Here is a 25,813-nt window from a genome sequence, read left to right as displayed (position 1 = left end):
CCAATTTATTTTCACTTTTAAAAAGTGAAGACAAAAAGGTATCGTTACCCGTAATACGTGTAACAACATCCTCAGTGTACTAATCTGACGATGACAATTTGTGGAGAGATGGCTGAGTGGTTGAAAGCACCGGTCTTGAAAACCGGCATACGTTAATAGCGTATCTAGGGTTCAAATCCCTATCTCTCCGCCACATTGAAAAGCCTCGCTAGAAATAGCGAGGCTTTTTTCATTTCATCTCTGTATAAATTAGCCTTTCTGTCATCAGTGAGTGCTCAGTAGTATTGCTTGTAGATGGCGTCTGTTTCTCTACTCTCTTTCATTTCCTTTAATATCTTTTCAATCTGGAATACTTTGGAATCTGTACTGAGCGTTACGGGAAAGTTAGTGGGACTCAACTCTTGGCTAGGATCAAAGTGGGGATTTGGGGCTTCCGAATAGTGCTCAGATTGACGAGAAAAGCCAAGGTAGATAGGCTCCACACCACCGCAGCAGTTAGGGTGGATCTTGATATCGCTACTCTTATTCGTCCTCAGATAGTAGAGCAGTGAAGCGCGGTTATAGATATAAAAGTCGCCTCGTTTTTTCCTCAATAGATTGACTGCTTTGTCGATAGTCATTTCCGGGACAGCATAGATGCGAATGTTCTCGAGATCTCGGACAAAGTCTGGAGAGCCAAGAGATTGCAGGATTGTTGCGCCTTCTAACTCTTCCAAATGATTTATATCAGCAAAGTCAGAGCGTGATATGCCTATTTCCCCTCCGGGAAATCCGTTTTCAATGTAGTAGGTGTACAGGGCTCTGTACTCGTTGTAATTAAAGCCTGGATAAAAGTCTATTTCACCATCTTCGAGCTGTTTCAGGATACGTTTCTTGGGTCCACGAATAATTTTTAATTCACAACCTAGATGATCCGCCATAGCTTGATAGAAGTGTTGATAAAGACCACTGTTGTCAGGGGAAGCGGAAATCAGTGGGAGCCTTTCGTTCGTGCGATAACCCATTTTTAAGATGCAGGTGTCGGCAGACCATGAACTGCTAGCGTACATGAGTAATGACCACCATATCCAAGCCTTCCACTGCATGCTGTACTCCTTCAAAATTATGTTGAGGGAACACATACAGTTTAGCCAACGTTGAAGGATATGGATCGTGAGAGGTGGATTGCAACTGTAGTTCTAGTTTGAAAACTGGGAGGGGGACTGGCCCCAGTTAACCCAAGTTAGATGGCCACTCTTGGAAAGGAACAGGGCGACTATAAAGGAACCCTTGTGCTTGATGGCAGTTTAACTGTGCAAGCATTTTAGCCTGTTCTGTTGTCTCGACCCCTTCAGCGACAATGTCGACTTTCATTCCGCGCGTCATGTTGATGACAGCGGCAACAATTGAAGTATCGAGATCGTTGGGAGTTAACTTGTTGATGAAAGTTCTATCTATTTTGAGGCAATCAAAGGGTAATTTATGCAGGTAGGCAAGAGAACTGTAGCCTGTACCGAAGTCATCTATCGCGATTTGCACGCCTAGCTCTCTAATTGCCTGCATGTTTTGAATCGTCACTGGATCGTTGTCGACGATGCGAGACTCGGTGATTTCTAAGGTTAAGTTGTTCGGATTTAAATCTGAGATAGTCAGCACTTTTTGCAATGTCTCGATGAAGTCCGGTTGTGACAGTTGGTTCACCGAAAGGTTAACGTGTAGGTGGAACTCCGTATCCCACTTGCCTTCTCCTATGCCTTTTACGGCATCGTTACACGCCTGCATGAGAATTTGCTCACCTATTTGACCGATTAACCCGCTTTCTTCCGCGATTGGAATGAAGTCGAGTGGGGAAACGAGGCCTGAGCTCGGAGACTGCCAGCGAGCGAGTGCTTCTGCGCCTAGTACTTTGCCACTGCGGATATCAACAATTGGCTGGTAGAAAGGAATAAACTCTTTGTTCTCAATAGCCTCTCTAATTTTTGATAGCATCAGAGTTCGTTTACGTGACACATCGGCCATTTCTGGGCTGTAGTAACTGATTCGAGTGAGCTCTTGTTTCGCATTGCTCAGAGCAATACTGCCGTTTCTTAGCCATAGAGTCATATTTTGGTCTGGACCTTGAGTAACGATCCCTACTGAGATGCTGACCAAAATACTCTCGTACTCCATAACAAACGGAGAAGCAAAAGCCTGCAATACTCGATTCGCCGTTAAGCTATTTTGTTCTTTGTCTTGAGGACCAGGGATGTAGATCGCGAACTCATCACCGCCAATTCGAGATAAATAGCACTCATTGGAGAATACAGACCTCAGACGCTCAGAGATGATGACGAGAAGTTGATCCCCTTTGTAGTGGCCTAAGCTGTCATTGATGTCTCTAAACTTATTTATCCCAATAAGCATGAGTGTGCCATCGAGCTTATCAAGGGTGTCACAAGTATCGATCAAGCCTTCACGACTGTAGAGTTTTGTCAGTGAGTCGTAGAGCAATTGCGTGCGTAGGGCTCTAAAAGAGGCTTTGAGGTTGTTGGCCATTTCATTGAAAGCAAACACCAACATACTGGTTTCGTAGATGCTTCCAGGTTTTGGCATGTGACTATCCCAGTCCCCCTTCGCTAGATGTTTGGCTGCATCAGCGGTAGAGGTTATGGGGGCGACGATGCGATTGAAGGCGATTAAGCCAATGAAGATACCAATTAAGCTGGCCACAATCCCCAAAATCCAACTGTGTCGTTGGCTCTCGGGAAGTTTACCGAGCAGGTCTGACTCAGAGATCGCCATGCCTATTTGCCAGTTCAGACCGTACTGATCAACATAAGGGGTGAGATGATTGAAGTAACGTTCACCATTAATATCGACAGTAAAGTGCTGGGTTTCTTGTTTCTCATACAGGCCCAATGACTCAGCATACTCTGCGCTTGAATTGACGACAGGGTTCGCACTCTCTATTGCTAATAAGCGGTCACCTTTTTTGCTAGAGGGGGTACCCCAAGAGACAACACTGCCACCTGTGGAGTGAGCGACCAAGCGCTTCTTATCATCGACAATAAAAACGACGGCATTGGTGTTTTGTTGAAGTCGGTTTAAGAAAGTATTGAAGGTATCAATTTTTACGTCCGTGACGACGACTCCTTGAAACTCATCGCCATGAAATACAGGAGTGAGCGCGGAGAGCGTAATTTCTTGACGCTCATCAGCGTTGGCATAAATCGACGACCACATGGGCACTTGGCGCTCCGCTACAGGAGCGTACCAAGGACGCACTCTAGGGTCATAGCCATGAATGACCGAACGCACATCTTCACTGATTACCTGACCGCGATATATCACCAGCTTTTGCTCTGTACGGTCATCCTGAATCATTAGGGTGTAGCCTTTGTTCGCCTCCCTGCGAAAGCCAGTATATTCGGCATTCTCGCCACCGAACCCAATCACATCGAGGTGAGGGATCGATTGATACAGATCTCTAAAGCTTGAAAGAAGAAATTGTTCAATCTGGGTCGTATTTCCGGGAGTGTAGAGTTGGTTGTAGCCAATACTATGACTGAGGGCGAGGCTCGCTTCGAAAGGTTTGGTTAAGAACTTATTGAGCTCTAGTGTCACATTGTCAGTTAACGAAGAGAGCTGCTTATCACTGATGTCAACCACCATCTCTTCATAGCTCTTTTTCTGAACAGCGATAATCACCCCAATTGTAATAATAAAAATCATTACGAATGGGAGGACAACGGCAGTTCGGAGCGTAATCTGTGTGGTCGTTGACATACTATTAATTCTATTAATGCAATATACTGGATTCTATATTCTTTAAATACAACGAGCGAGCCATTTTTGGTGAAAAAGAGACCACTGTGTTTTTAGAAGCGATAACTTACGAGCGCTTTTTACGCCTCTTTTTTGCATTACTGAGTATATCTTTCTTTAGTAAAGCTCTTTGAGTTTCCTAGTGAGTGTGTTGCGTCCCCACCCCAAAACTTTTGCGGCATCTTGCTTATGACCGTTCGTATGTTCGAGTGCTACTTCCAAAAGTATACGTTCAAATTCAGGAAGTGCGTAAGAAAGTAACTCGGTATCTCCTTGGGTGAGCGACTTTTTTGCCCACGTCGCGAGCTGTTTTTGCCAAGTCGTGTCGCTATCAAAACCTAAATGAGGTTTCTCTTCAATCAATTCTGCAGGTAAGTCATTTGGTAAGACTTCACTGCCACTTGCCATAACGGTTAGCCAACGGCAGATGTTTTCTAGCTGGCGTACGTTGCCTGGCCACTCGAGGTTATTGAGGCGCTCTACCGTTGAAGGATGAAGTGTTTTTACATCGACGCCCAATTCTTCCGCGGCAAGAGCCAGAAAGTGTAAAGTGAGTTTTTCGATGTCTTGTCTGCGCTCTCGTAGGGCTGGGATTTGAATTCGAATGACGTTCAAACGGTGAAAAAGGTCTTCACGAAAATCCCCTTGATGAACCAGTTTTTCCAAGTTTTGGTGAGTCGCTGCCACAATTCTCACGTCGACTTTGATGGGAGAGTGCCCCCCCACTCGATAAAACTGACCATCAGCGAGCACACGCAGCAATCGGGTTTGAATATCGAGTGGCATATCGCCAATTTCATCGAGAAACAGTGTTCCGCCATTGGCTTGTTCAAATCGCCCTTGTCTCACGGTATTCGCACCAGTGAACGCGCCTTTCTCATGGCCAAATAACTCCGACTCGATCAAATCTTTGGGAATTGCGGCCATATTGAGTGCAATAAATGGTTTAGCCGCTCTTGGACTATGTCTATGTAGTGCATGGGCGACCAGCTCCTTACCTGTCCCTGATTCGCCATTGATTAAAACAGAAATTGAAGAGCGAGAGAGGCGTCCAATCGCGCGGAATACCTCCTGCATGGCCGGTGCTTCACCTATGATTTCTGGCGCACTGTAATCGCCTGTGTCGGCATTGGCTTGTTCTCGGCGTTGTTCATGGCTGTGTGTAATCGCTCGTTCAACCAGGGTCAATGTTTCATCAACATCGAATGGCTTTGGTAGATATTCAAATGCCCCTTTTTGATAGGCATTCACAGCTGCATCCAAATCAGAGTGAGCAGTCATAATGATGACCGGTAAATCGGGTGATCGCTCATGCACTTGGCGTAATAACTCTATACCATCGATGCCAGGCATACGGATATCCGATACCAAAACATCGGGACTTTCACGCTCTAATGCGAGCAGAACGCTTTCGGCATCGGAAAAAGTGTCGCATTTAATGCCTGCTGAAGAGAGGGTTTTCTCCATTACCCAGCGGATGGAACTGTCATCGTCGACCACCCAAACGTATCCTTTACTCATATTCTGGTTTCCTCACAGCAATGCAAATAGTGTGTAATATTAAATTGGCAGGTAAATTGTAAATATGGTTCTGCCTGGCCAGCTTTCGACATCAATCTTGCCTTGATGCTGATCGATCAGGTTTTGAGAAATCGATAGCCCTAAGCCTGTCCCGCCTTCTCTACCGCTGACCATCGGGTAGAAAAGGGTGTCTTGTAAATCGGCTGGAATGCCGGGGCCGTTATCCATGATCTCTATTCGAGCGGCGAGCTTGCAGCGCTGACCATGGATGTTGGCTTGATGCACTGTTCTGGTGCGTATGACGATCTTACCGTTTTCTTGGCCTTGTAGGATTTGCCCAGCGTTGCTAACGATATTGAGTAGTGCTTGCTCTATTTGATCGGCATCCATTAAGAACTCCGGTAGGCTCGGGTCGTAGTCGCGTTCGATGACGATCGATTGACCAATCTCAAGCTCGACCAGTTGGCGAACTTTCTCCAAGATTAAATGCAGATTTTCGTGCTGCTTTTTCCCTGGCTTTTGTGGCCCAAGTAGTCGGTCGACCAAATTTCTAAGGCGATCGGCTTGCTCAATAATGATTTGAGTGTATTCGGTTAATGATTGATCGGGCAGCATACGCTCTAGCAGCTGAGCCGCCCCTCTCAGACCACCAAGCGGATTTTTGATTTCATGGGCTAAGCCTCTGACCAGCAGTTTGGCCGCTTGTTGCTGCGCATGTTGGTTGAGCTCTTGAGATAGACGTCGTTGTTGGCCGATTTTGCGCATTTCCACTAGCAACATAAGTTCTCTATGCCAGGAAATTGGGCTCACCGTGACCTCAAGCATTAAGGGTTTGCCATCGACCACAAAAGTGACGTCGCTATCGGTGATACTTTGTCCGCTTTGTAGTGGCTGAGAAAGTAACGCGAGGTCCATCGAGGCGTGCTGGATGAGCTTGGACAAAGGTTGTTCAACAATGCGTTTTGCACTTTGTGAAAACAATTGCTCCGCTGAAGGATTGGCATATTTGACTTGCAGTGTTTCATTCATCACTAAAATCGCGGTGACTTGGTGATTTAAAACAATCGTATCGAGCTCGCTACTCACAAAAAACCTCTCATCCATGAACTTAAAATGTGCATTGCACCATTGTGGTGCGACGTTTCTTTCAAGTATGGCGCATGATTAGGCGTAGCAGAAGAAAAAAGTCACCAATTTACTGAGCTTTGACTGGAGATACTGCTTTTTGCTGGCTACTGCGTAGTAGATGCACCGTTATAGGACTTGATGATGCAATAAGCTTGCCGTCTCTATAGGCTTGAATGGTAAAGGTATGAGTTCCACGATCGATGTTTCTCAATTCCCACAGAGGACGAGTCGTCGGAGCGTGATAATTGGCATTATCCATCTGGAGTTGGAGGGTCTCATCAACAGAGAGTTTACGATTAAGTTCGGCTCGTATGGTGATCATACCGGCATTGCTACGTAAGGCCTGATCGTGCTCAGGGGAGGTTATCGTGATTTCAAGGGGGGACAAGGCTGTTGGTTGGTTATCTTTTTTGTCTGACTTAGGGTCAACTTTTGTTTCAGCTTCAAAAGCAGGCGGTGGGGACGGCTGATGATAGTCTGGCATTTGGATTGCTTTGACGTTCTTACCACTCGGAGTGTCACTGAAATGAATCACGCCATTGTTGTCTGTCCACGTATAGACAGTTTGAGCGAAAGCTAAGCTGGATATGGTGAGCAGTATGCTTAGAAGAGTGATCACTTTGTGCATCTTGTTCTCCGGATGGATTATCGTGGACAGCATGATACTAAAGGGTCTCGGTCAGGTGACAAATATGAAAAAGGCCCGCCTGCGAGGCGAGCCTTGAATTTGTGCAACAAAGCGTTTTGTTGCTTACGTAACCTGATTAAACAGAGTAGTAAAGTTCGAACTCTAGTGGGTGAGTTGTCATGTTCACTTTCTCTACATCTTGAGACTTAAGGTCGATGTAAGAGTCGATGAAGTCGTCAGAGAAAACACCACCAGCTGTTAGGAACTCACGGTCAGCGTCTAGACACTCTAGCGCTTCTTTTAGTGAGTAAGCCACTGTTGGGATTTCTGCTGCTTCTTCTGCAGGTAGGTCGTAAAGGTCTTTATCCATCGCTTCGCCTGGGTGGATCTTGTTCTTAATACCGTCAAGACCGGCCATTAGCATTGCTGCGAAACATAGGTATGGGTTCGCTGATGGGTCACCGAAACGTAGCTCGATACGACGTGCTTTAGGGCTTGGTACCACAGGGATACGGATAGAAGCAGAACGGTTACGTGCAGAGTAAGCAAGCATAACTGGCGCTTCGAAGCCTGGTACAAGACGCTTGTACGAGTTAGTTGATGCGTTAGCAAATGCGTTGATTGCTTTAGCGTGCTTGATAACACCACCGATGTAGTAAAGCGCCATTTCAGATAGGCCGCCGTACTTGTCACCAGCGAACAGGTTAACACCGTCTTTCGCTAGAGATTGGTGAACGTGCATACCTGAACCGTTGTCACCAACGAGTGGCTTAGGCATGAATGTCGCTGTTTTACCAAATGCGTGAGCAACGTTGTGTACAACGTACTTGTAAACTTGGATTTCATCAGCTTTAGAAGTTAGCGTGTTGAAGCGAGTTGCGATTTCGTTCTGACCCGCAGTTGCTACTTCGTGGTGGTGCGCTTCTACAACTTGGCCCATCTCTTCTAGGATTAGACACATTGCAGAACGGATATCTTGAGAAGAATCTACTGGAGCTACTGGGAAGTAACCACCTTTAACGCCTGGGCGGTGACCTTTGTTACCACCTTCGTAGTCAGAACCTGTGTTCCAAGCTGCTTCTACGTCGTCAATTTTGAAGAAAGAACCTGACATGTCAGTTGCGAACTTAACATCGTCAAATAGGAAGAACTCTGGCTCTGGACCAACAAGAACAGTATCAGCGATGCCAGTTGCACGTAGGTAGTCTTCAGCACGTTTAGCAATAGAACGTGGGTCACGATCGTAGCCTTGCATTGTTGCAGGCTCAAGAATGTCACAACGGATGTTTAGCGTTGCGTCTTCTGTGAATGGGTCAAGAACAGCAGATGCTGCGTCAGGCATCATTACCATGTCAGATTCGTTGATACCTTTCCAGCCAGCAACTGAAGAACCATCGAACATTTTACCTTCTTCAAAGAAGTCTGCGTCCACTTGGTGAGCAGGGATAGATACGTGCTGCTCTTTACCTTTTGTATCTGTAAAACGTAGGTCAACAAACTTAACTTCGTTTTCTTGGATCAGCGATAGAACGTTTTCTACTGACATCTTGGATAACCTCCAGTGTTATTAAAGCGGTTTAGCTCGATTGGTTTCATAATCCAGCATTGATTAACTTCGTTTCAATCGTATTAATCGATGCTGAATTTAATAAAGCCAAAACCGTGCCAAAAAAATTAATCCATTAATTTCAATAAATTAGCGGGCTTGATTAACCTTGGTGCAGAAAAGTTGCACCAAAATGATCTTGTTTTGCACTAAAGTGGTGCGTTTGTATCTGTGTTGCACCAAGAGTAAACAAAATCGTACTCCATTCAGCCTAGTTTTACCCCTTATGTCAATGAGGTTTTCGCTTATCGGACAAGGAACTTGGGTGTGGTCATCAAATATCTGCTGAAAAGAAGCGGAACAGATCACATATTTCTGGGTTTTTCGCTAAAATCTGGTACATTATGGCCGTTTTTTTAATCAAATAAGTTCGCGGAGATTCTCGGCGAGCTTCTTATATCGAGTGAATCAAATCCATGGCTACTCCACAGATTGATAAATTAAGAAATATCGCGATCATCGCGCACGTTGACCACGGTAAAACTACACTGGTTGATAAACTACTACAGCAATCAGGTACTTTAGAGTCTCGCGGCGAAGCAGAAGAGCGCGTCATGGACTCGAATGACATCGAAAAAGAGCGTGGCATTACCATTCTTGCTAAAAACACAGCAATCAACTGGAATGACTACCGTATCAACATCGTAGATACTCCGGGACACGCGGACTTCGGTGGTGAAGTAGAACGTATCATGTCGATGGTAGATTCAGTACTACTTATCGTTGACGCAGTAGATGGCCCAATGCCACAAACGCGTTTCGTAACACAGAAAGCTTTTGCTCACGGTCTTAAGCCTATCGTTGTTATCAACAAGATTGACCGCCCAGGCGCGCGTCCTGATTGGGTTATGGATCAAGTTTTCGACCTATTCGATAACTTAGGTGCAACTGACGACCAGCTAGACTTTAAAGTGGTTTATGCTTCTGCACTAAACGGTTGGGCTTCTCTAGAAGAAGGCGAAACTGGCGAGAACATGGAACCTCTATTCCAAACTATCGTTGACGTTGTTGATGCGCCAAATGTTGACCTTGAAGGTCCACTGCAGATGCAAGTTTCTCAGCTAGACTACAGTTCTTACGTTGGTGTTATCGGTGTTGCGCGTGTAACTCGTGGCTCTGTTAAGCCAAACCAACAAGTAACAGTTATCGGTGCAGACGGTAAGACTCGCAACGGTAAAGTAGGTACAGTAATGGGTTACCTTGGCCTAGAGCGTCACGAAGTTGAGCAAGCAAACGCGGGTGACATCATCGCAATCACTGGTCTTGGTGAGCTGAAAATCTCTGACACTATCTGTGCACAAAACGCAGTAGAAGCGCTTCCTGCACTGTCTGTAGATGAGCCAACAGTAACCATGACGTTCCAAGTAAACACGTCTCCATTCGCGGGTAAAGAAGGTAAGTTCGTGACTTCACGTAACATCCTTGAGCGTCTTGAGAAGGAACTGGTACACAACGTTGCACTACGTGTAGAGCAAACTGACGATCCAGACAAATTCCGCGTATCAGGCCGTGGTGAACTTCACCTATCTATCCTGATCGAAAACATGCGTCGTGAAGGTTTCGAGCTAGCAGTATCTCGTCCAGAAGTTATCATCAAAGAAGAAGATGGCCAGCTAATGGAACCGTTTGAAACGGTAACTATCGACGTGATCGAAGAGCACCAAGGTGGCATCATGGAGAACATCGGCCTACGTAAAGGTGAGCTGACTGACATGTCTCCAGATGGTAAAGGCCGTGTACGTATGGACTTCATCATGCCATCTCGTGGTCTGATTGGTTTCCAAACGGAATTCATGACGCTAACGTCAGGTTCTGGTCTTCTTTACCATACATTTGATCACTACGGCCCACACAAAGGCGGCGAGATCGGCCAGCGTATCAACGGTGTACTTATCTCTAACGGTATGGGTAAGGCGCTAACTAACGCACTATTCAACCTACAAGAGCGTGGCCGTATGTTCATTGGTCACGGTGTTGAAGTATACGAAGGCATGGTTGTTGGTATCCACAGCCGTGACAACGACCTAACTGTAAACGTACTGAAAGGTAAGCAGCTAACCAACGTTCGTGCTTCTGGTACGGATGACGCACAGGTTCTTACTCCGCCAATCGTGATGACGCTTGAGCAAGCTCTAGAGTTCATCGATGACGACGAACTAGTAGAAGTAACGCCGGAAAGCATTCGTATCCGTAAGAAGTTCCTAACGGAAAGCGATCGTAAGCGTGCGTCTCGCGCTGCTAAATAATCTGCGTTAACAGATTAGAATCATTAAAGCCCCGAGCATTGCTTGGGGTTTTTTGTATTTGAAGGAACAACATTATGAAGCCAATTGTCATCACTGGTGGTCCAGGAGCAGGCAAAACCACCTTGCTCAATGCGCTTGGAGAGCTAGGCTACGCCACATTTGCCGAAGGTTCACGTACCTTGATTGAACAGCAGTGCCAACTTGATGAGGGGATTCTGCCTTGGACGAACTTGCCTGAGTTCGCCAACTTGTGCCTTGAGTTAATGGGAAATCAGAAGCGAGAAGCAGAGAACCACAAGGTCGCGTTTGTTGACCGCGCAATCCCAGATATTGTGGCGTATCTTCAGGTGGGTGGCTGTAAGGTCGAGCCAAGGTTTATCACTGAGAGTAGGGGATACCACCCTAAGGTACTTGCTTGTCGACCAGAAGCCTCTATCTATGTGCAAGATGAAGTGCGCCCACACAGTTTCGAAGAAGCGCTGCAAATTCATCAAACCCCAGTCGAGACTTATGCAGAGCTTGGCTATCACGTGGTGGAAGTACCTTGGGGAAGTGTGGCGGAGCGAGTGGACTTTGTTCGAATAACGTTGGGGCTTGAGAGGGAAAGCTAAAACCTCCCCACAAGGAGGAGGTGAGTCTGTTTACTTTTGGTTGAGTTTTTGCAAGAACTTATCCGATTCCGCTATCGCGGCATTCATTTGTTTGATTGCGAACTGAATGTCTTGCTCGAGATTCGAAAACTCGCCTTGTAGGGAGCCAATCGCACTCGCATTGAGGTTATGTTTCAAATAGAGCGTATTGTCGCGCAGAGTATTTAGGACTGGCGTCATTTTCTGCTCAGCACGCTTCATCGCTTTCAGCATGGTGGCGTATGACGATTTGGTGTCACGTAGCTTCTGTTCGCTCGCACGACGCAGTTTTGAGCTGGTGTAGAGTTCTAACTCATCTTGCCACTCGGCAAAGAGAGCGTCGGACACATCTTCAATCGCCGCAATACGTGAACGTACATCTTCTGCTGCTTTTTCGCTGTCTTGGTATTTGTCGTTAATCTGGTTATAGACGCTTTCTAACTCGCCACCATCAAAGTTGGTGAGTGCTGAGAGCGCGTCCAGTGCACTCGTGAACTCTTGCTGTGCTTCTTGTTGCGATGTTTTGGCTTCTTCAACGCGATCCACCATAATGTCACGTTTGTGGTAGCCTACTTGTTCCATGGCTGAGTAGTAGGCGGACTGGCAGCCTGTTAGAGTAAAAATGGATAATACCAAAGCCAGTATGTACGGCATGATTGTGTCCTTTCTTTTAGAATTACGATGTTAGGATGGCTGAGACGGTCAGGAGATACAAGTTGAAATTAGAGCAAACTATTAAGCAAAGTCTGATTTTTGGGCAATATTTAATCGCCCGAATGGCGCATGATCGCGTCAACGTCAATGCGGGCTACCTTGCGTATATTACTTTATTGTCGATCGTACCCATGTTGACGGTGTTGTTGTCTGTTCTGTCATCATTCTCCATTTTCGAAAACGCGGGTGACGCGATTCAAGACTTTGTGATTACCCATTTCGTCCCTGCTGCGGGTGATGCAGTGAAAGGAGCGTTGCTCGAGTTTGTCTCAAATACCGGCAAGATGAGTGCGGTCGGTGGTGGCTTTCTGTTTGTGGCTGCGTTGATGTTGATCTCTAACATTGATAAGAATTTGAATTACATTTGGCGAGTCAGACGCAAGCGCAGAGCGGTGTTCTCGTTCTCGATGTATTGGATGGTTCTGACTTTGGGGCCGATTCTGGTTGGAGCCAGTATTGCCGCGACCTCTTACGTGACTTCGCTGAAAATTATAGAAAGTGAAGCGGTATCGGGTGTGTATAACTTATTGTTGCGCTGGTTACCGTTTTTGCTCTCCCTGTTTGCCTTTGTTGGCCTGTATCTTTTGGTCCCCAACAAAAAAGTACACATTTCTCATGCTTTAATTGGTGCTGTTGTTGCGGCCGTTTTGTTTGAAGCCAGTAAGAAAGGATTTGCGGCTTACATTACCCAGTTCCCTTCGTATCAATTGATTTATGGCGCGTTAGCCGCTATCCCAATCTTGTTTGTTTGGGTCTATTTGTGCTGGCTGATTGTGCTTGTTGGCGCCGAAGTGACGGCGGCGCTCGGGGAGAAAGAGCACTGGAGCAAGCCGCAAGAAATGGTACACTCGCCTGAAAACTTAACGCAATCAACATCTAAGAAAGGAAACCACAGTGATAGCCCTGATCCAGAGAGTGAGTGAAGCTGCCGTTCGTGTGGACGGTGAAGTCGTTGGCGAAATTGAGCACGGCCTTTTGGTGCTATTGGGCGTTGAAAAAGATGACGACGAAGCAAAAGCGAAGCGTCTCATGGAGCGGGTCACCACCTACCGTGTGTTTGGTGATGACGAAGGCAAAATGAACCTCAATGTCAAACAAGTTGAGGGCAAGGTATTAGTGGTGTCGCAGTTTACATTGCCCGCTGATACCAAGAAGGGAACACGCGCAGGGTTTTCTCGTGGTGCTCACCCTGCAGACGCTGAGCGCTTGTACGAATATTTTGCCGATCGCTGTGCAGAGGTACTACCCACAGAGCGAGGCCAGTTTGCCGCAGATATGAAAGTGTCGCTGGTGAATGACGGACCCGTGACATTCTGGCTACAAGTTTAGCCACACTATAATGAAAGACAAAGGCTAGAAGGGAAGAGCGGTGCTCTTTCATAAAAAAGGACTTTTATGTTTAAGCTGATTACGCCAAAAACGGAAAACCAACTGAATAAGTACTATCACTTTCGTTGGCAAATGCTGCGTGAGCCTTGGCGCATGCCGCTTGGTTCAGAGCGAGATGAGTACGATCCAATGAGTCACCACCGCATGATTGTCGATGGCCGTGGTCGACCTATGGCGATTGGGCGCTTATACATCACCCCTGATAGCGAAGGTCAGATTCGCTATATGGCGGTAAAAGGAGCTCGCCGAAGCAAAGGGATGGGGTCGCTCGTGCTTGTTGCTCTTGAATCCTTGGCTCGCCAAGAAGGGGCAAAGCGCTTGGTGTGTAGTGCTCGTGAAGATGCGATCGCCTTCTATGAGAAAAACGGCTTTGAGAGGCGAGGTGAGTTGACGGATGAGCGTGGCCCTGTTCGCCACCTACAGATGGTTAAACCCCTTGACCCAATGGCCAATGTCCTTCGCAAGCCGGAGTGGTGCACGGAGCTGCAAGAGCGTTGGGAAAATCAAATTCCCATCAGTGACAAAATGGGCATCAAGATTAACCAATACACGGGTTATCAGTTTGAGTGTAGTGCCCAGTTAAACCCTAACCTAAACCCACACAATACGATGTTTGCTGGCTCGGCCTTTACGCTGGCTACCTTAACGGGATGGGGCATGACATGGTTATTGATGAAAGAGCGTAATCTTACCGGAGATATCGTACTGGCAGACAGCCAGATCCGCTATCGTCATCCAGTGACCCAGAATCCAGTTGCGTCGACATCTCTTGACGGCATCAGCGGAGATTTAGACCGACTTGCGTCTGGCCGCAAAGCGCGGATTGTCATTCATGTGACTATCTACAGCGGTGATGACGCCGCGGTTGAGTTCATTGGCACCTACATGCTGCTACCCAACTACAAGGCGATTTTGCCGGAAGAGTCAGACGCCTCTTCTTGATGTTGCGCGCCATCGGCATGGGCTGGTGGCGCGGCCTCGGCTTCTTGGCAGGTTTGTTCAATCACATTGGTTAAACTGAAAATATCCGACCACAGCCTCTGACATGGGGTTTGAGTGCGAAAGATCAGCGTCGCAAATTCCGGCTTTAACATATCAATATGCCCTTTCAGTTCGGCTTCTTCTCCTTCGGAAGAAAGGCTCAGCCGCCCTCGGTCGGCCTGAATCGAAATCGTCTCTAATGGCCACTCCTGTTCAAAACTGGTTTCGCCATCGGCGCTCTTTGCTTTGAGCGTGGTTTGATGCAGTTGCAGTTTGGCATCGCCGGACAGGCTATGTGCAAACATGGCGTAATCACCAGATAAACCGGATAGCTCAAGCTCAACTTCCACCATCCCTTGCAGATGAAATGGCAGCTGTGCATCAAACAGTGGTAAGTCGGCAGGTACGCCATCGGCATACAGGGTTAGCCTCCAAGGAGCGCTGATGCTGCTACGATCCCACTGGCCATTGGCTTCGATGTAGCCAGCCTGAAGCGGGAAGAAAGCGCGCTCCAGATTCAGTTTCCCTTGCTCAGCTTGCATCTCCATAACCAACTGAGTGCTCAATAGGTTATCTAGGCTGGCGTTGCTGGCGCTTAGCTCAATCTTGCCGTTCAGTAATCCCGTTTGCTGGGGATTGATGAACTCAAGGTCACGCCCTTCGATGCTCAGTCCTGACACCTGCCAATAGGGACGTTTTTCCACTTGAATAAACTGACTGTTGCGCACATCGAGCTCTTTGATGGTCAGAGAGTTAAGCGATGAAGTCAGTGTCTTTAAATCGCTGTCCATCTGTGGAAGGTCTTCAAGCCACTTCACGCCAGAGACCCTTAGTTCATCAAGCGCAATGCGTTCTTCGGATAGCTTGCCTTTAAGTTGCAGCCAGCCTTGCTTGAAGTCGGCGTTAAACAGCTCAACGTTAATGTCATTTTGCCCAAATCCAAGCTCGGCCGTTGGGTTAATAAACCTTAACTCTTGGTAAGTAAGCAGCTCGGCATCAAATGAAAAGTAGCCATTATTCTGCTGCCAAAGCGACTGATTGAGATAAAGATTCTCGATTGAGGCATCCAACTGTTCAAAATGCCAACCTTGATAGTTAACGTTGCTGCGCAGTATATCAAGGCTGTTGATGTGGTAGACCGGAAACTCTAGAGAGCTCAATGTGTTGATCAGTTTTGTTGCTGGGGCAACGCTGTCGAGATTGAGATCAAAAACTGTCACATTGATGAGTGACCAGCCTTGTTGAAATTGCTCTGCTTGACCAGAGAACTCAGCGCCATGCCATTTGAATGATGCGCCATAGAGAGTGCTGTTCTGAGGTCTGTATTGAGCATCAACTAAGACGTCGTTCAGCGCTTCGCCACGAACATAAAGCTGTTTTGCTGAAAACTGAATATCACCAAAGGGCAGGGCCTGATTGTCTTGCTTCCATTCAGGATTCTCGACCTGTAAATTGACCTCTCTCGCTGACCATTGGCCCGAAGTAAGATCGACATGCTGCAGCGCCACTTGGCGAAGGGTAATGCCGTCCAGCATCGAAGCGTAATTGTGTCTAAGGTCGAGTGTTGCGCCTTCAATGAGCAATGAATCAAAAGCGAGCTTGCCATTCTGCCAGAACGACTGACTGAGCCATACGGTCAGCTTTGGAATGCGTGCTTGTTGTTGTTCTCGTTCGACAACTACGTCTTGTAGAGAAAGCTGGAATGGTGGTGTGTAGGTAACTTGCTGGGCATTTACTTGGTAGGGGGTGAGTTGCTCAAACAAATAGCTAACCACTTGCGGCGCGTGGCGTGTCTGCAGCATGGCAAACAACGATAGCAACGAAAGGCAAATTAGGCTTATCAGGATGATGGTGGTCAGTATCAGCGGTTTCTTCACAGCACGTATTCCCTCGCTTTAGTGCTGTTAGCTTGAAACATTTTTGACCATCAGGCAACAAAAAGCCCCTCAAAAGAGGGGCTTAGATTACGATTTGATGTCGATATCACTAATCAAGCTGAGGACCAGCTGCGACTAATGATTTACCTTCATCGTTATCGGTGTACTTATCAAAGTTATTGATAAAGCGGCTCGCAAGATCTTTTGCCTTACTTTCCCATTGAAGTGGGTCAGTGTAAGTATCGCGAGGATCGAGAATGGTTGGATCCACATCGTGTAGCGCGGTTGGCACTTCTAGATTGAAGATCGGGATGTGCTTCGTTTCCGCTTCTTCGATAGAGCCATCTAGGATTGCATCAATGATGCCGCGCGTATCTTGGATAGAGATACGTTTACCGCTGCCGTTCCAGCCCGTGTTGACAAGGTACGCTTCTGCGCCGGCTGCTTCCATACGCTTAACCAATACTTCAGCGTATTTGGTTGGGTGCAGTGTCAAGAATGCCGCGCCAAAACACGCTGAGAAGGTTGGTGTTGGCTCTGTAATACCACGCTCAGTGCCCGCCAGTTTTGCGGTAAAGCCTGATAGGAAGTGGTACTTAGTTTGTTCCGGAGTCAATTTTGATACCGGTGGAAGTACACCAAACGCATCTGCCGATAGGAAGATAACCTTGTTGGCATGGCCTGCTTTAGACACCGGCTTCACAATGTTCTCAATGTGCTCGATTGGGTAAGAGACACGCGTGTTCTCTGTTTTAGAACCGTCATCAAAGTCAATAGAACCATCATTACGTACGGTGACGTTTTCTAGCAGCGCATCACGGCGAATCGCGTTGTAGATGTCCGGCTCAGCTTCTTTAGAGAGCTTGATTGTCTTCGCGTAACAACCGCCTTCGAAGTTGAAGATACCGTCGTCGTCCCAGCCGTGCTCATCGTCGCCGATTAACTCACGTTTAGGGTCTGTAGATAGGGTTGTTTTACCCGTACCAGAAAGACCAAAGAAGATCGCCACATCGCCGTTTTCTTTGCACTTGTTCGCACTACAGTGCATAGAAGCGATGTCTTTCAAAGGAAGGAAGTAGTTCATCATGGCGAACATACCTTTCTTCATCTCGCCGCCATACCAAGTACCGCCGATTAACTGCATGCGCTCAGTTAAGTTAAACACTGTGAAGTTTTCAGAGTTCAGACCGTGCTCTTTCCACTTTTGGTTGGTGCATTTTGCACCATTCATGACCACGAAGTCAGGTTCAAACGTTGCAAGCTCTTCCTCTGAAGGACGGATGAACATGTTTTTCACGAAGTGCGCTTGCCATGCCACCTCGGTGATAACACGAATGCTCAAACGAGTATCAGGGTTTGCACCACAGTAACCGTCAATGACAAACACGCGCTTACCAGAAAGCTGGTTGGTCACGAGCTCTTTAAGATCATTCCATACCGCTTGATCGATTGGCTTGTTGTCATTCTTAACGGCGTCAGAGGTCCACCACATATGTTCTTCTGTGGTTGCGTCTTTGACGATGTACTTATCTTTCGGTGAGCGGCCAGTAAAAATACCGGTATCAACTGCAACAGCGCCTAATTCGGTGACTACACCTTTTTCGTAGCCTTCCAGATCAGCACGAGTCTCTTCTTCGAACAACATTTCGTAGCTTGGGTTACGAACAACCTCTTTTACGTTTTGCAGCCCATGTTTAGTAAGATCAATTGTTGCAGCCTTTGTATGTTCCATAACGGTCATAGGTGCTCCTTATCGGAATATTTGTAGGGATTTTGTAAGAATTTTTGTAATTTTTATCTGCTCACCATGCTAGCAATGGGCTTGCGAGAAAACAGGGATATAGCTCAAAAAATATCCATGATTTTCGTGGGGTTTTAAGCGACTCATCACATATTGGTTGGTATAGTTTATCGTGTGCGCAAAGCTTTGCGCTAGGGCAAAAGAATTAATAATTGATTAAAATTAACCAGTTGTTTTATTACAGTTCAGGCTAGGTGTAGCGGGCTTTTGATCACAAAAAGGCCTGCGTGGTGCAGGCCTTTTGATAGGAAAATTACGTGCTTGATAAGCTATGAAAATTAATGCAGGGTTTTATTGCCCGAATTTGCTTCAATAAATAGCTCAGAGACCTCTGCTTCGTCATACGTATATGTCGTGCCGCAGTAATCACAATGTAAAGAAATTGAACCAAGCTCGGCTAAAATGTCGTTCACTTCTGCTCGATCGATCGTCACGATCGCGGCACCGCTGCGTTCACGTGAACAGCCACAGTGGAATTCAACAGGTTGCGGTTCAAATAGACGAACTTTCTCCTGGTTGTATAAACGATATAGCAGCTCATTGGCTTCAAGCGTGAACAACTCTTCGTTTTTGACGGTGTCCGTCAACTGCTCGAGGTGCTCAAAATCCTCTGGTGAACCTGTACCGTCTGGCATTACCTGAATAAGCATACCTGCAGCGTGCTTCTTGCCATCGATCTCGCCATTGCGGATCCAAATGCGCGTTTTAAGCTGCTCAGAGTTGGCGAAGTAACCTTCTAGGATTTCTGCCAGATTGTCGCCTTCTAGCGCAACAATACCTTGGTATCGCTCACCTTTTTTCGGCTCAATCGTAATGACAAGATAACCTTTACCCATCATGTCATGGATTGACGCGTCTTCAGCGATGTCACCTTCCCAGCGTGCAACGCCACGGATCTTTTGGTCGTGATCACCGTTGATAACCGCCAGTGATACCGGTCCATCACCTTGAAGCTGCATGGTAATGGAACCTTCGAACTTTAGTGTTGCCGTAAGAAGGGTCGTTGAAACGAGTAGCTCACCAAGCAGCTTTTGCAGTGCAGCTGGGTATTCCTTGCTAGAAATAATACGTTGGTATGCTTCATCCAATTGTACCAACTCACCACGTACAGAGAGATCTTCGAAAAGGTAGCGGTTTAATACGTTGTTTGACATGGAGTGGTTTCCTCGTACGTATGGTACTTACTGATGTTTAAACTTGATGATGTCGCGACGCTGTTTCTTATCGGGGCGACGATCAGGGCTAGGGTTGTGAGCATGAAGTTTGCGCTGCATGGCGTTTTCTTCACGCTTATTTACGCTTTCGGCGGTTTCACTGTATAGGGTTTGAGCTTCTGGGGCGCCACGGCGTTGATCAGAAATCTTTTCTATTACAACGGTTTTCTCTTCGTGACCTTGACGAAGGGTAATGATGGCACCGAGTTCAACAGCCTTACTCGGCTTGCTTCGTTGGCCATTATAGTGAACTTTGCCGCCATCGACCATATTTCGAGCAATGGAGCGAGTCTTATAAAAGCGCGCGGCCCAAAGCCATTTATCGAGTCTGACTGCTTCTGTTTGGGAACCCATTGGGAATAGTGACCTCTAAGGATGGTGGATGTGGATGCCAATATGTTGAAGTAACAATGGTGACATGCCGCCCATTTTTCAAGCGAGAGTTGCAAAAATGTCTTTTGCAAGGCTGTACAAATAGAGTAAACGGTTTAGCTTGTTTCATATTTTGGTACAATGATTGGCTGCCCTTTTGATTATCGGGCGCCATTTTTACTCAGCGCAAACGAGAAGGATATTCAGTGAAGCAACAAGGCGTAAGCGCACTTTATAAGTTGGGCGAGTCAGTAAAAGAAGTTCAAGTGCAGCAGCGTATTAGCTTTACCTTAATGACGTTGTTGCTCGCGTTGAGTGCGTGGATTTTAGGACAACTGATTTGGCAACCTTTAGTGTCTGATAGCGTGACGAAATGGCAACCTGTCCTCGCCTCGTCTGGGAAGCCTACCGCCTCACAAACCGTCAACTTGTCAGAGCTGCAGAATAGTCACTTATTTGGTGAATATCAGGAGCAACGTCAAGTTGTTACACAACCAAAAGTCGAAGATGCTCCGAAAAGCCGTTTGAATGTGGTATTGGTGGGCATAGTTCAGAGTACAAACTCTAATAAAAGTCTTGCGGTGATCGCCAATCGAGGCAAGCAAGCTACCTATGGGATTGGCGAAGTTATAGAAGGCACGCGAGCGAAATTATACCAAGTACAGGTTGATCGTGTGATTATCGACAATGCTGGTCGTAACGAGACGGTCATGTTGGAAGGCTTGAAGTACACCAAGCCCCAGCCGACACCAGACACTTCACCTATTCGCCAACCTGCTCAAGTCTCAGAGCAAAAACTCGAGCAGATTCGTCAAGAAATCCAACAGGACGCGAAGCAAATCTTCCAGTATGTCCGAATGTCACAGGTGAAGCGAGATGGCAACGTCTTGGGTTATCGACTGACACCGGGTAAAGATAAAGCGCTGTTTGACTCTGTCGGTTTAAAACCGGGCGATGTCGCGACACAAATAAATGGATTGGATTTAAAAGACTCAGCGGCGATGGGAGAGATTTTCCGGACTATCTCTGACATGACTGAGTTGACTCTCACGGTTGAGCGAGATGGCCAACCCTACGAGATATACATTGAATTATAAAATAGCGTTGGCTTTGTTCATCGCATGAGGAGTAACGAGTGAACCATTGGCTCAAGAAAAGCGCATGGCTTTTAGCAGGAAGCTTACTGACCGCACCTAGCTTAGTCACGGCGAACGAAAATACGTTCAGTGCCAGCTTTAAAGGCACAGACATTCAAGAATTCATCAATATTGTTGGCCGCAACCTAGATAAAACCATCATTGTTGACCCTTCCGTTCGTGGCAAAGTGGACGTGCGTAGTTACGATATGTTGACGGAAGAGCAATACTACAGCTTCTTCCTCAATGTATTGGAAGTGTATGGTTATGCCGTGGTTGAAATGGACAACGGCGTCGTTAAGGTCGTTAAGGCGAAAGACGCCAAGACTTCTGCGATTCCGGTGGTGGGTGATGGCTCGGTAAAAGGCGATGAAGTCGTGACGCGAGTGGTCGCGGTGCGCAACGTTTCTGTTCGTGAGCTTTCTCCTCTGTTACGCCAATTAAACGACAATGCCGGTGCGGGTAACGTCGTGCATTACGATCCGGCCAACATCATCTTGATTACAGGCCGTGCTGCGGTTGTGAACCGTTTGGCTGACATCATCAAGCGTGTCGACCAAGCGGGTGACAAAGAGATCGAAGTGGTTGATCTCGATAACGCATCAGCCGCTGAAATGGTGCGAATCGTTGAAGCGCTCAATAAAACCAATAACAGTAAAAACACCCCTGCTTTTCTACAGCCCAAACTTGTGGCTGACGACCGTACAAACTCAATCCTTATCTCTGGTGACCCTCAAGTGCGCCAGCGTTTACGTAAGTTGATCAAACAGCTTGATGTAGAAATGGCGTCAAAAGGCAACAATCGCGTTGTGTATCTAAAATATGCCAAAGCAGAAGAGTTAGTTGATGTGCTTAAAGGCGTGTCAGACAACCTTCAAGCTGAAAAGTCCGCGGGAAGCAAGAGCAGTCCAAGTGCCAAGCGTGGAGAAGTGATGATCGCAGCGCACCCAGATACCAATGCGCTGGTACTGACTGCTCCGCCAGATATCATGAACGCGATCCAAGATGTGATTTCTCAGCTAGATATTCGCCGAGCTCAGGTATTGATTGAGGCACTTATTGTTGAGATGGCAGAAGGTGACGGTATTAATCTGGGCGTGCAATGGGGCAACCTGGAAACCGGTGCGATGATCCAATATGGCAACACCGGTGCATCCATTGGTGGTGTGATGGTTGGTCTAGAAGAAGCGAAGGATACTACAACTACGGAAAGCTACTGGAACTCAAGTGAGAATAAATGGGAGTCTCGCGAAACAACGGAGAAAGGCGATTACTCGACATTAGCTGCTGCTTTGGCTGGCGTAAACGGTGCGGCGGTGAGCCTAGTGATGGGTGACTGGACGGCGTTGATCAGTGCGGTGTCGACCGATTCAAACTCAAACATCCTGTCCTCTCCAAGCATTACTGTTATGGATAATGGTGAAGCGTCGTTCATTGTCGGTGAAGAAGTGCCAGTTATCACGGGTTCTACTGCAGGCTCAAATAACGATAACCCATTCCAAACCGTTGATCGTAAAGAAGTGGGCATCAAGCTCAAAGTGGTTCCTCAAATTAACGAAGGTAACTCTGTTCAACTTAACATCGAGCAAGAAGTTTCTAACGTCTTGGGTGCAAATGGCGCTGTGGACGTACGTTTTGCTAAGCGTCAATTGAACACGTCGGTGATGGTGAATGACGGCCAAATGATTGTGCTGGGTGGATTGATTGACGAGCGAGCGTTAGAAAGTGAATCAAAAGTACCGTTGCTTGGCGATATCCCTGTGCTCGGGCATTTGTTCAAGTCGACCAGCACTCAGGTTGAAAAGAAGAACCTCATGGTATTTATCAAGCCAACCATCATTCGCGATGGCATGACGGCCGATGGTATTACCCAGCGTAAGTACAACTTCATCCGAGCGGAACAGCTCTATAAAGCCGACCAAGGTTTGAAGTTGATGGATGATAGCAACATTCCAGTTCTGCCGAAATATGGGGATGACATTCGTCACCCTGCCGAAATCCAAGCGTTCGTTGACCAAATGGAAACCAACTAATGACTATGGAAGCGGTAACCACGGTGCGTCGTTTGCCTTTCAGCTTCGCCAATCGTTTTAAATTGGTTCTAGAGCCAAGCGAGCGTGGGGCAGTACTCTATTACATTGCTCCTCTCGCAGTGCCGGCGCTGCTTGAAGTGCAGCGCGTGGCAGGGCAAAACATCACCCTAGAAGAGCTTACTAAAGAAGCGTTCGAACACAAGCTCACGCAGGCGTATCAACGAGACTCGTCGGAAGCTCGACAGTTAATGGAAGACATCGGCGCCGACAATGACGATTTCTTCTCGCTCGCAGAAGATCTTCCCCAAGACGAAGACTTGCTCGAGTCCGAAGACGATGCGCCAATCATCAAGTTGATCAACGCGATGTTGGGTGAGGCCATCAAAGAAGGCGCCTCTGATATTCATATCGAGACGTTTGAAAAGAGCCTAGCGATTCGATTCCGAGTTGATGGCGTGCTTCGTGATGTCTTGTCTCCAAGCCGTAAGTTGTCACCTTTGTTGGTCTCTCGTGTGAAGGTGATGGCCAAACTGGATATCGCAGAAAAGCGCGTGCCACAAGATGGTCGTATTTCGCTGCGTATCGGTGGTCGAGCGGTGGATGTGCGTGTTTCGACCATGCCGTCATCCCATGGTGAACGCGTGGTAATGCGTCTGCTAGATAAAAACGCGACCCGCTTAGATTTACACAGCTTGGGTATGACTGAGCGTAACCATGATCACTTCCGGACCATGATTGCGCGACCGCACGGCATCATTTTAGTGACCGGTCCAACCGGCTCGGGTAAGTCGACAACCTTGTACGCAGGTTTACAAGAGCTCAATAGCAACGAGCGAAATATCCTGACCGTCGAAGATCCGATTGAATTTGACATCGATGGAATTGGTCAAACGCAGGTCAACCCGAAGGTCGATATGACGTTTGCTCGCGGTTTGCGTGCCATTTTGCGTCAAGACCCAGATGTGGTGATGGTCGGTGAGATCCGTGACTTGGAAACGGCGCAGATCGCAGTTCAAGCCTCGTTGACAGGTCACTTAGTGATGTCGACGCTGCACACCAATACCGCGGTAGGTGCCATTACACGTCTTCGTGATATGGGCATTGAACCCTTCCTAATTTCCTCTTCACTGCTTGGTGTACTGGCTCAGCGACTAGTCAGAACGCTGTGCTCGGACTGTAAAGAGCCTTATGAAGCAGACAAAGAGACCAAAAAGCTGTTTGGTCTGAAGAAGAAAGAGGACCTTACCCTCTATCGAGCGTGTGGCTGTGAGGCGTGTAATTTTAAAGGTTATCGCGGACGTACCGGTATCCATGAACTCTTGGTAGTGAATGAGCAAGTCCAAGAGTTGATTCATGGTGAAGCGGGTGAACAAGCGATTGAAAAAGCGATTCGAGAGTACGTGCCGAGTATTCGTGAAGACGGTTTATCCAAAGTACGCAATGGGATCACTTCTCTTGAAGAAGTGATGCGAGTGACTAAGGAAGGGTAATGGCAGCATTTGAGTATAAGGCTCTCAATGCCAAAGGTAAGACTCAGAAAGGCGTGATCGAAGGCGATAACGCCCGTCAGGTCCGCGCTCGTCTTAAAGAGCAAGGGCTGGTGCCGGTTGAGGTGAACGAAACTCGCCAAAAAGCCAAGAAGCAAAGTAGCCAACCGAGCCTGAGTTTTAAGCGCGGTATCAGTACGCCGGATTTAGCGCTGATCACTCGTCAACTTGCGACCCTGGTTCAATCCGGTATGCCGCTGGAAGAGTGCTTAAAGGCGGTTTCTGAGCAATCCGAGAAGCCACGTATTCGCACCATGTTGCTCGCGGTACGCTCAAAAGTGGTGGAAGGTTATACCTTAGCCGACAGTTTAGCGGACTACCCGCACATCTTTGACGAGCTGTTTCGTTCGATGGTGCAGGCGGGCGAGAAATCAGGCCACCTTGATGGCGTACTGGAGCGTCTAGCTGACTATGCGGAAAATCGTCAGAAGCTGCGCTCAAAGTTGCAGCAAGCGATGATCTATCCGGTAGTGCTGGTGGTGTTCGCCGTTGGTATCGTGGCGTTCTTGCTTGCGGCAGTGGTGCCAAAAATCGTCGGTCAGTTTGTGCAAATGGGCCAAGAGTTGCCTCAATCAACGCAGTTTTTGTTGGCGTCCAGTGACTTTATTCAGCATTGGGGGCTGCAACTGCTGCTTGCCATTATCGTCTTGGTTTACGCGATCAAAATGATGCTGCGCTCGCCAAACGTGCGATTGAATTGGGATCGCCGTGTCGTCCGCTTACCGCTAATTGGTAAAATATCACGCGGGCTCAACACCTCTCGATTTGCGCGAACGCTCTCTATTTGTACCTCGAGCGCAATCCCGATTCTGGATGGAATGAAAGTAGCGGTGGATGTTATGTCCAACCATTTTGTTAAACAGCAAGTGATGTTGGCGCGAGATAATGTCCGTGAAGGGGCAAGTTTGCGCAAAGCTCTCGATCAGACCAAGTTGTTCCCACCGATGATGCTGCATATGATTGCCAGTGGTGAGCAAAGTGGTGAACTGGAAGGGATGCTGACCCGTGCCGCGGACAACCAAGACGCTAACTTTGAGTCGACCATCAATATTGCTTTAGGAATTTTCACCCCTGCGTTGATTGCTTTGATGGCGGGGTTAGTACTGTTCATTGTGATGGCGACCTTGATGCCAATCCTAGAAATGAACAACTTAATGAGTGGATAACGTAGAGGACACTCGTGTACCTCAGATTTTGGTTTGGAGAAA

General features: G+C 47.3%; 20 protein-coding genes and 1 tRNA gene. 10 read left to right on the top strand and 11 right to left on the bottom strand.

Annotated elements, in window-relative coordinates:
- The first annotated feature begins 102 nt into the window (after nt 1-102).
- A tRNA-Ser gene (locus OH458_RS20055) sits at nt 103-193 on the top strand.
- Nucleotides 194-275: 82 nt separating this feature from the next.
- Here OH458_RS20055 and OH458_RS20050 read toward each other — a convergent pair.
- The 6 genes from OH458_RS20050 to glnA all read right to left on the bottom strand — a co-directional run bounded on the left by OH458_RS20050 (nt 276) and on the right by glnA (nt 8,606).
- The gene (locus OH458_RS20050; protein WP_269979588.1) at nt 276-1,085 is read right to left on the bottom strand and encodes a substrate-binding periplasmic protein; all 810 of its coding nucleotides are present in this window, start codon (nt 1,083-1,085) and stop codon (nt 276-278) included.
- A gap of 127 nt (nt 1,086-1,212) precedes the next feature.
- Nucleotides 1,213-3,744 (bottom strand): bifunctional diguanylate cyclase/phosphodiesterase, encoded by a 2,532-nt coding sequence (locus tag OH458_RS20045; protein ID WP_269979587.1) that lies wholly within the window; start codon nt 3,742-3,744, stop codon nt 1,213-1,215.
- A 156-nt stretch (nt 3,745-3,900) separates the two neighbouring features.
- Nucleotides 3,901-5,304 carry a nitrogen regulation protein NR(I) gene (gene glnG / locus OH458_RS20040; protein WP_005472508.1) on the bottom strand — a complete coding sequence of 468 codons (1,404 nt, stop codon included), beginning with the start codon at nt 5,302-5,304 and terminating at the stop codon, nt 3,901-3,903.
- A 39-nt stretch (nt 5,305-5,343) separates the two neighbouring features.
- Nucleotides 5,344-6,408, bottom strand: a complete 1,065-nt coding sequence (glnL, locus tag OH458_RS20035) for a nitrogen regulation protein NR(II) (protein ID WP_005472605.1) — start codon at nt 6,406-6,408, stop codon at nt 5,344-5,346.
- Nucleotides 6,409-6,499: 91 nt separating this feature from the next.
- Nucleotides 6,500-7,060 (bottom strand): DUF4124 domain-containing protein, encoded by a 561-nt coding sequence (locus tag OH458_RS20030; protein ID WP_269979586.1) that lies wholly within the window; start codon nt 7,058-7,060, stop codon nt 6,500-6,502.
- Nucleotides 7,061-7,196: 136 nt separating this feature from the next.
- Complete coding sequence (gene glnA, locus OH458_RS20025; RefSeq protein WP_269979585.1) at nt 7,197-8,606, bottom strand: glutamate--ammonia ligase; 1,410 nt, start codon at nt 8,604-8,606, stop codon at nt 7,197-7,199.
- A 476-nt stretch (nt 8,607-9,082) separates the two neighbouring features.
- Here glnA and typA point away from each other — a divergent pair, with 476 nt between their 5' ends.
- Together typA and OH458_RS20015 are read left to right on the top strand one after the other, a co-directional pair.
- The gene (gene typA / locus OH458_RS20020) at nt 9,083-10,912 is read left to right on the top strand and encodes a translational GTPase TypA (RefSeq protein WP_269979584.1); all 1,830 of its coding nucleotides are present in this window, start codon (nt 9,083-9,085) and stop codon (nt 10,910-10,912) included.
- Nucleotides 10,913-10,986: 74 nt separating this feature from the next.
- Nucleotides 10,987-11,523 (top strand): AAA family ATPase, encoded by a 537-nt coding sequence (locus tag OH458_RS20015; protein ID WP_269979583.1) that lies wholly within the window; start codon nt 10,987-10,989, stop codon nt 11,521-11,523.
- 30 nt (nt 11,524-11,553) lie between these two features.
- Here OH458_RS20015 and OH458_RS20010 read toward each other — a convergent pair whose 3' ends face one another.
- On the bottom strand, nt 11,554-12,195 hold the full coding sequence (locus OH458_RS20010; RefSeq protein WP_038140822.1) for a DUF2959 domain-containing protein: 642 nt from the start codon (nt 12,193-12,195) through the stop codon (nt 11,554-11,556).
- 35 nt (nt 12,196-12,230) lie between these two features.
- Between OH458_RS20010 and OH458_RS20005 the strand changes: the two genes are divergently transcribed.
- The 3 genes from OH458_RS20005 (at nt 12,231) to OH458_RS19995 (ending at nt 14,586) form a co-directional block, all read left to right on the top strand.
- Entirely contained in the window at nt 12,231-13,178 is a 948-nt protein-coding gene (locus OH458_RS20005) for a virulence factor BrkB family protein (protein ID WP_443088534.1), read from the top strand.
- Nucleotides 13,150-13,584 carry a D-aminoacyl-tRNA deacylase gene (gene dtd, locus OH458_RS20000; RefSeq protein ID WP_038140824.1) on the top strand — a complete coding sequence of 145 codons (435 nt, stop codon included), beginning with the start codon at nt 13,150-13,152 and terminating at the stop codon, nt 13,582-13,584. Before OH458_RS20005 ends, dtd begins: the two co-directional genes overlap by 29 nt.
- Before the next feature lie 66 nt (nt 13,585-13,650).
- The gene (locus OH458_RS19995) at nt 13,651-14,586 is read left to right on the top strand and encodes a bifunctional GNAT family N-acetyltransferase/hotdog fold thioesterase (protein WP_269979581.1); all 936 of its coding nucleotides are present in this window, start codon (nt 13,651-13,653) and stop codon (nt 14,584-14,586) included.
- Here the strand turns inward: OH458_RS19995 and OH458_RS19990 are convergent.
- The 4 genes from OH458_RS19990 to hslR form a co-directional block, all read right to left on the bottom strand.
- Entirely contained in the window at nt 14,544-16,502 is a 1,959-nt protein-coding gene (locus tag OH458_RS19990; protein ID WP_269979580.1) for an AsmA family protein, read from the bottom strand. The two genes, OH458_RS19995 and OH458_RS19990, sit on opposite strands and share 43 nt — an antisense overlap.
- Before the next feature lie 109 nt (nt 16,503-16,611).
- Nucleotides 16,612-18,243 (bottom strand): phosphoenolpyruvate carboxykinase (ATP), encoded by a 1,632-nt coding sequence (pckA, locus tag OH458_RS19985; protein ID WP_269979579.1) that lies wholly within the window; start codon nt 18,241-18,243, stop codon nt 16,612-16,614.
- Between the two features lie 338 nt (nt 18,244-18,581).
- Nucleotides 18,582-19,457, bottom strand: a complete 876-nt coding sequence (gene hslO, locus OH458_RS19980; RefSeq protein ID WP_005472509.1) for an Hsp33 family molecular chaperone HslO — start codon at nt 19,455-19,457, stop codon at nt 18,582-18,584.
- Nucleotides 19,458-19,484: 27 nt separating this feature from the next.
- Complete coding sequence (gene hslR, locus OH458_RS19975; RefSeq protein WP_005472530.1) at nt 19,485-19,871, bottom strand: ribosome-associated heat shock protein Hsp15; 387 nt, start codon at nt 19,869-19,871, stop codon at nt 19,485-19,487.
- Nucleotides 19,872-20,095: 224 nt separating this feature from the next.
- Between hslR and gspC the strand changes: the two genes are divergently transcribed.
- Genes gspC through gspF form a run of 4 tightly spaced genes read left to right on the top strand, consistent with a single transcriptional unit; the run spans nt 20,096 to nt 25,771 of the window.
- On the top strand, nt 20,096-20,986 hold the full coding sequence (gene gspC, locus OH458_RS19970; protein WP_269979578.1) for a type II secretion system protein GspC: 891 nt from the start codon (nt 20,096-20,098) through the stop codon (nt 20,984-20,986).
- 38 nt (nt 20,987-21,024) lie between these two features.
- Nucleotides 21,025-23,058, top strand: a complete 2,034-nt coding sequence (gspD, locus tag OH458_RS19965; RefSeq protein WP_269979577.1) for a type II secretion system secretin GspD — start codon at nt 21,025-21,027, stop codon at nt 23,056-23,058.
- Complete coding sequence (gspE, locus tag OH458_RS19960; protein WP_443088533.1) at nt 23,058-24,548, top strand: type II secretion system ATPase GspE; 1,491 nt, start codon at nt 23,058-23,060, stop codon at nt 24,546-24,548. Before gspD ends, gspE begins: the two co-directional genes overlap by 1 nt.
- Nucleotides 24,548-25,771: a type II secretion system inner membrane protein GspF gene (gspF, locus tag OH458_RS19955; protein WP_038140832.1), complete on the top strand. Its 1,224-nt coding sequence runs from the start codon at nt 24,548-24,550 to the stop codon at nt 25,769-25,771. Before gspE ends, gspF begins: the two co-directional genes overlap by 1 nt.
- The last annotated feature ends 42 nt before the right edge of the window (nt 25,772-25,813 follow it).

The organism is Vibrio sp. MarTm2 (assembly GCF_027587055.1).
GTDB classification, from domain to species: Bacteria; Pseudomonadota; Gammaproteobacteria; order Enterobacterales; family Vibrionaceae; genus Vibrio; species Vibrio sinaloensis_D.
This window is presented reverse-complemented; position numbering and strand designations above follow the sequence as displayed.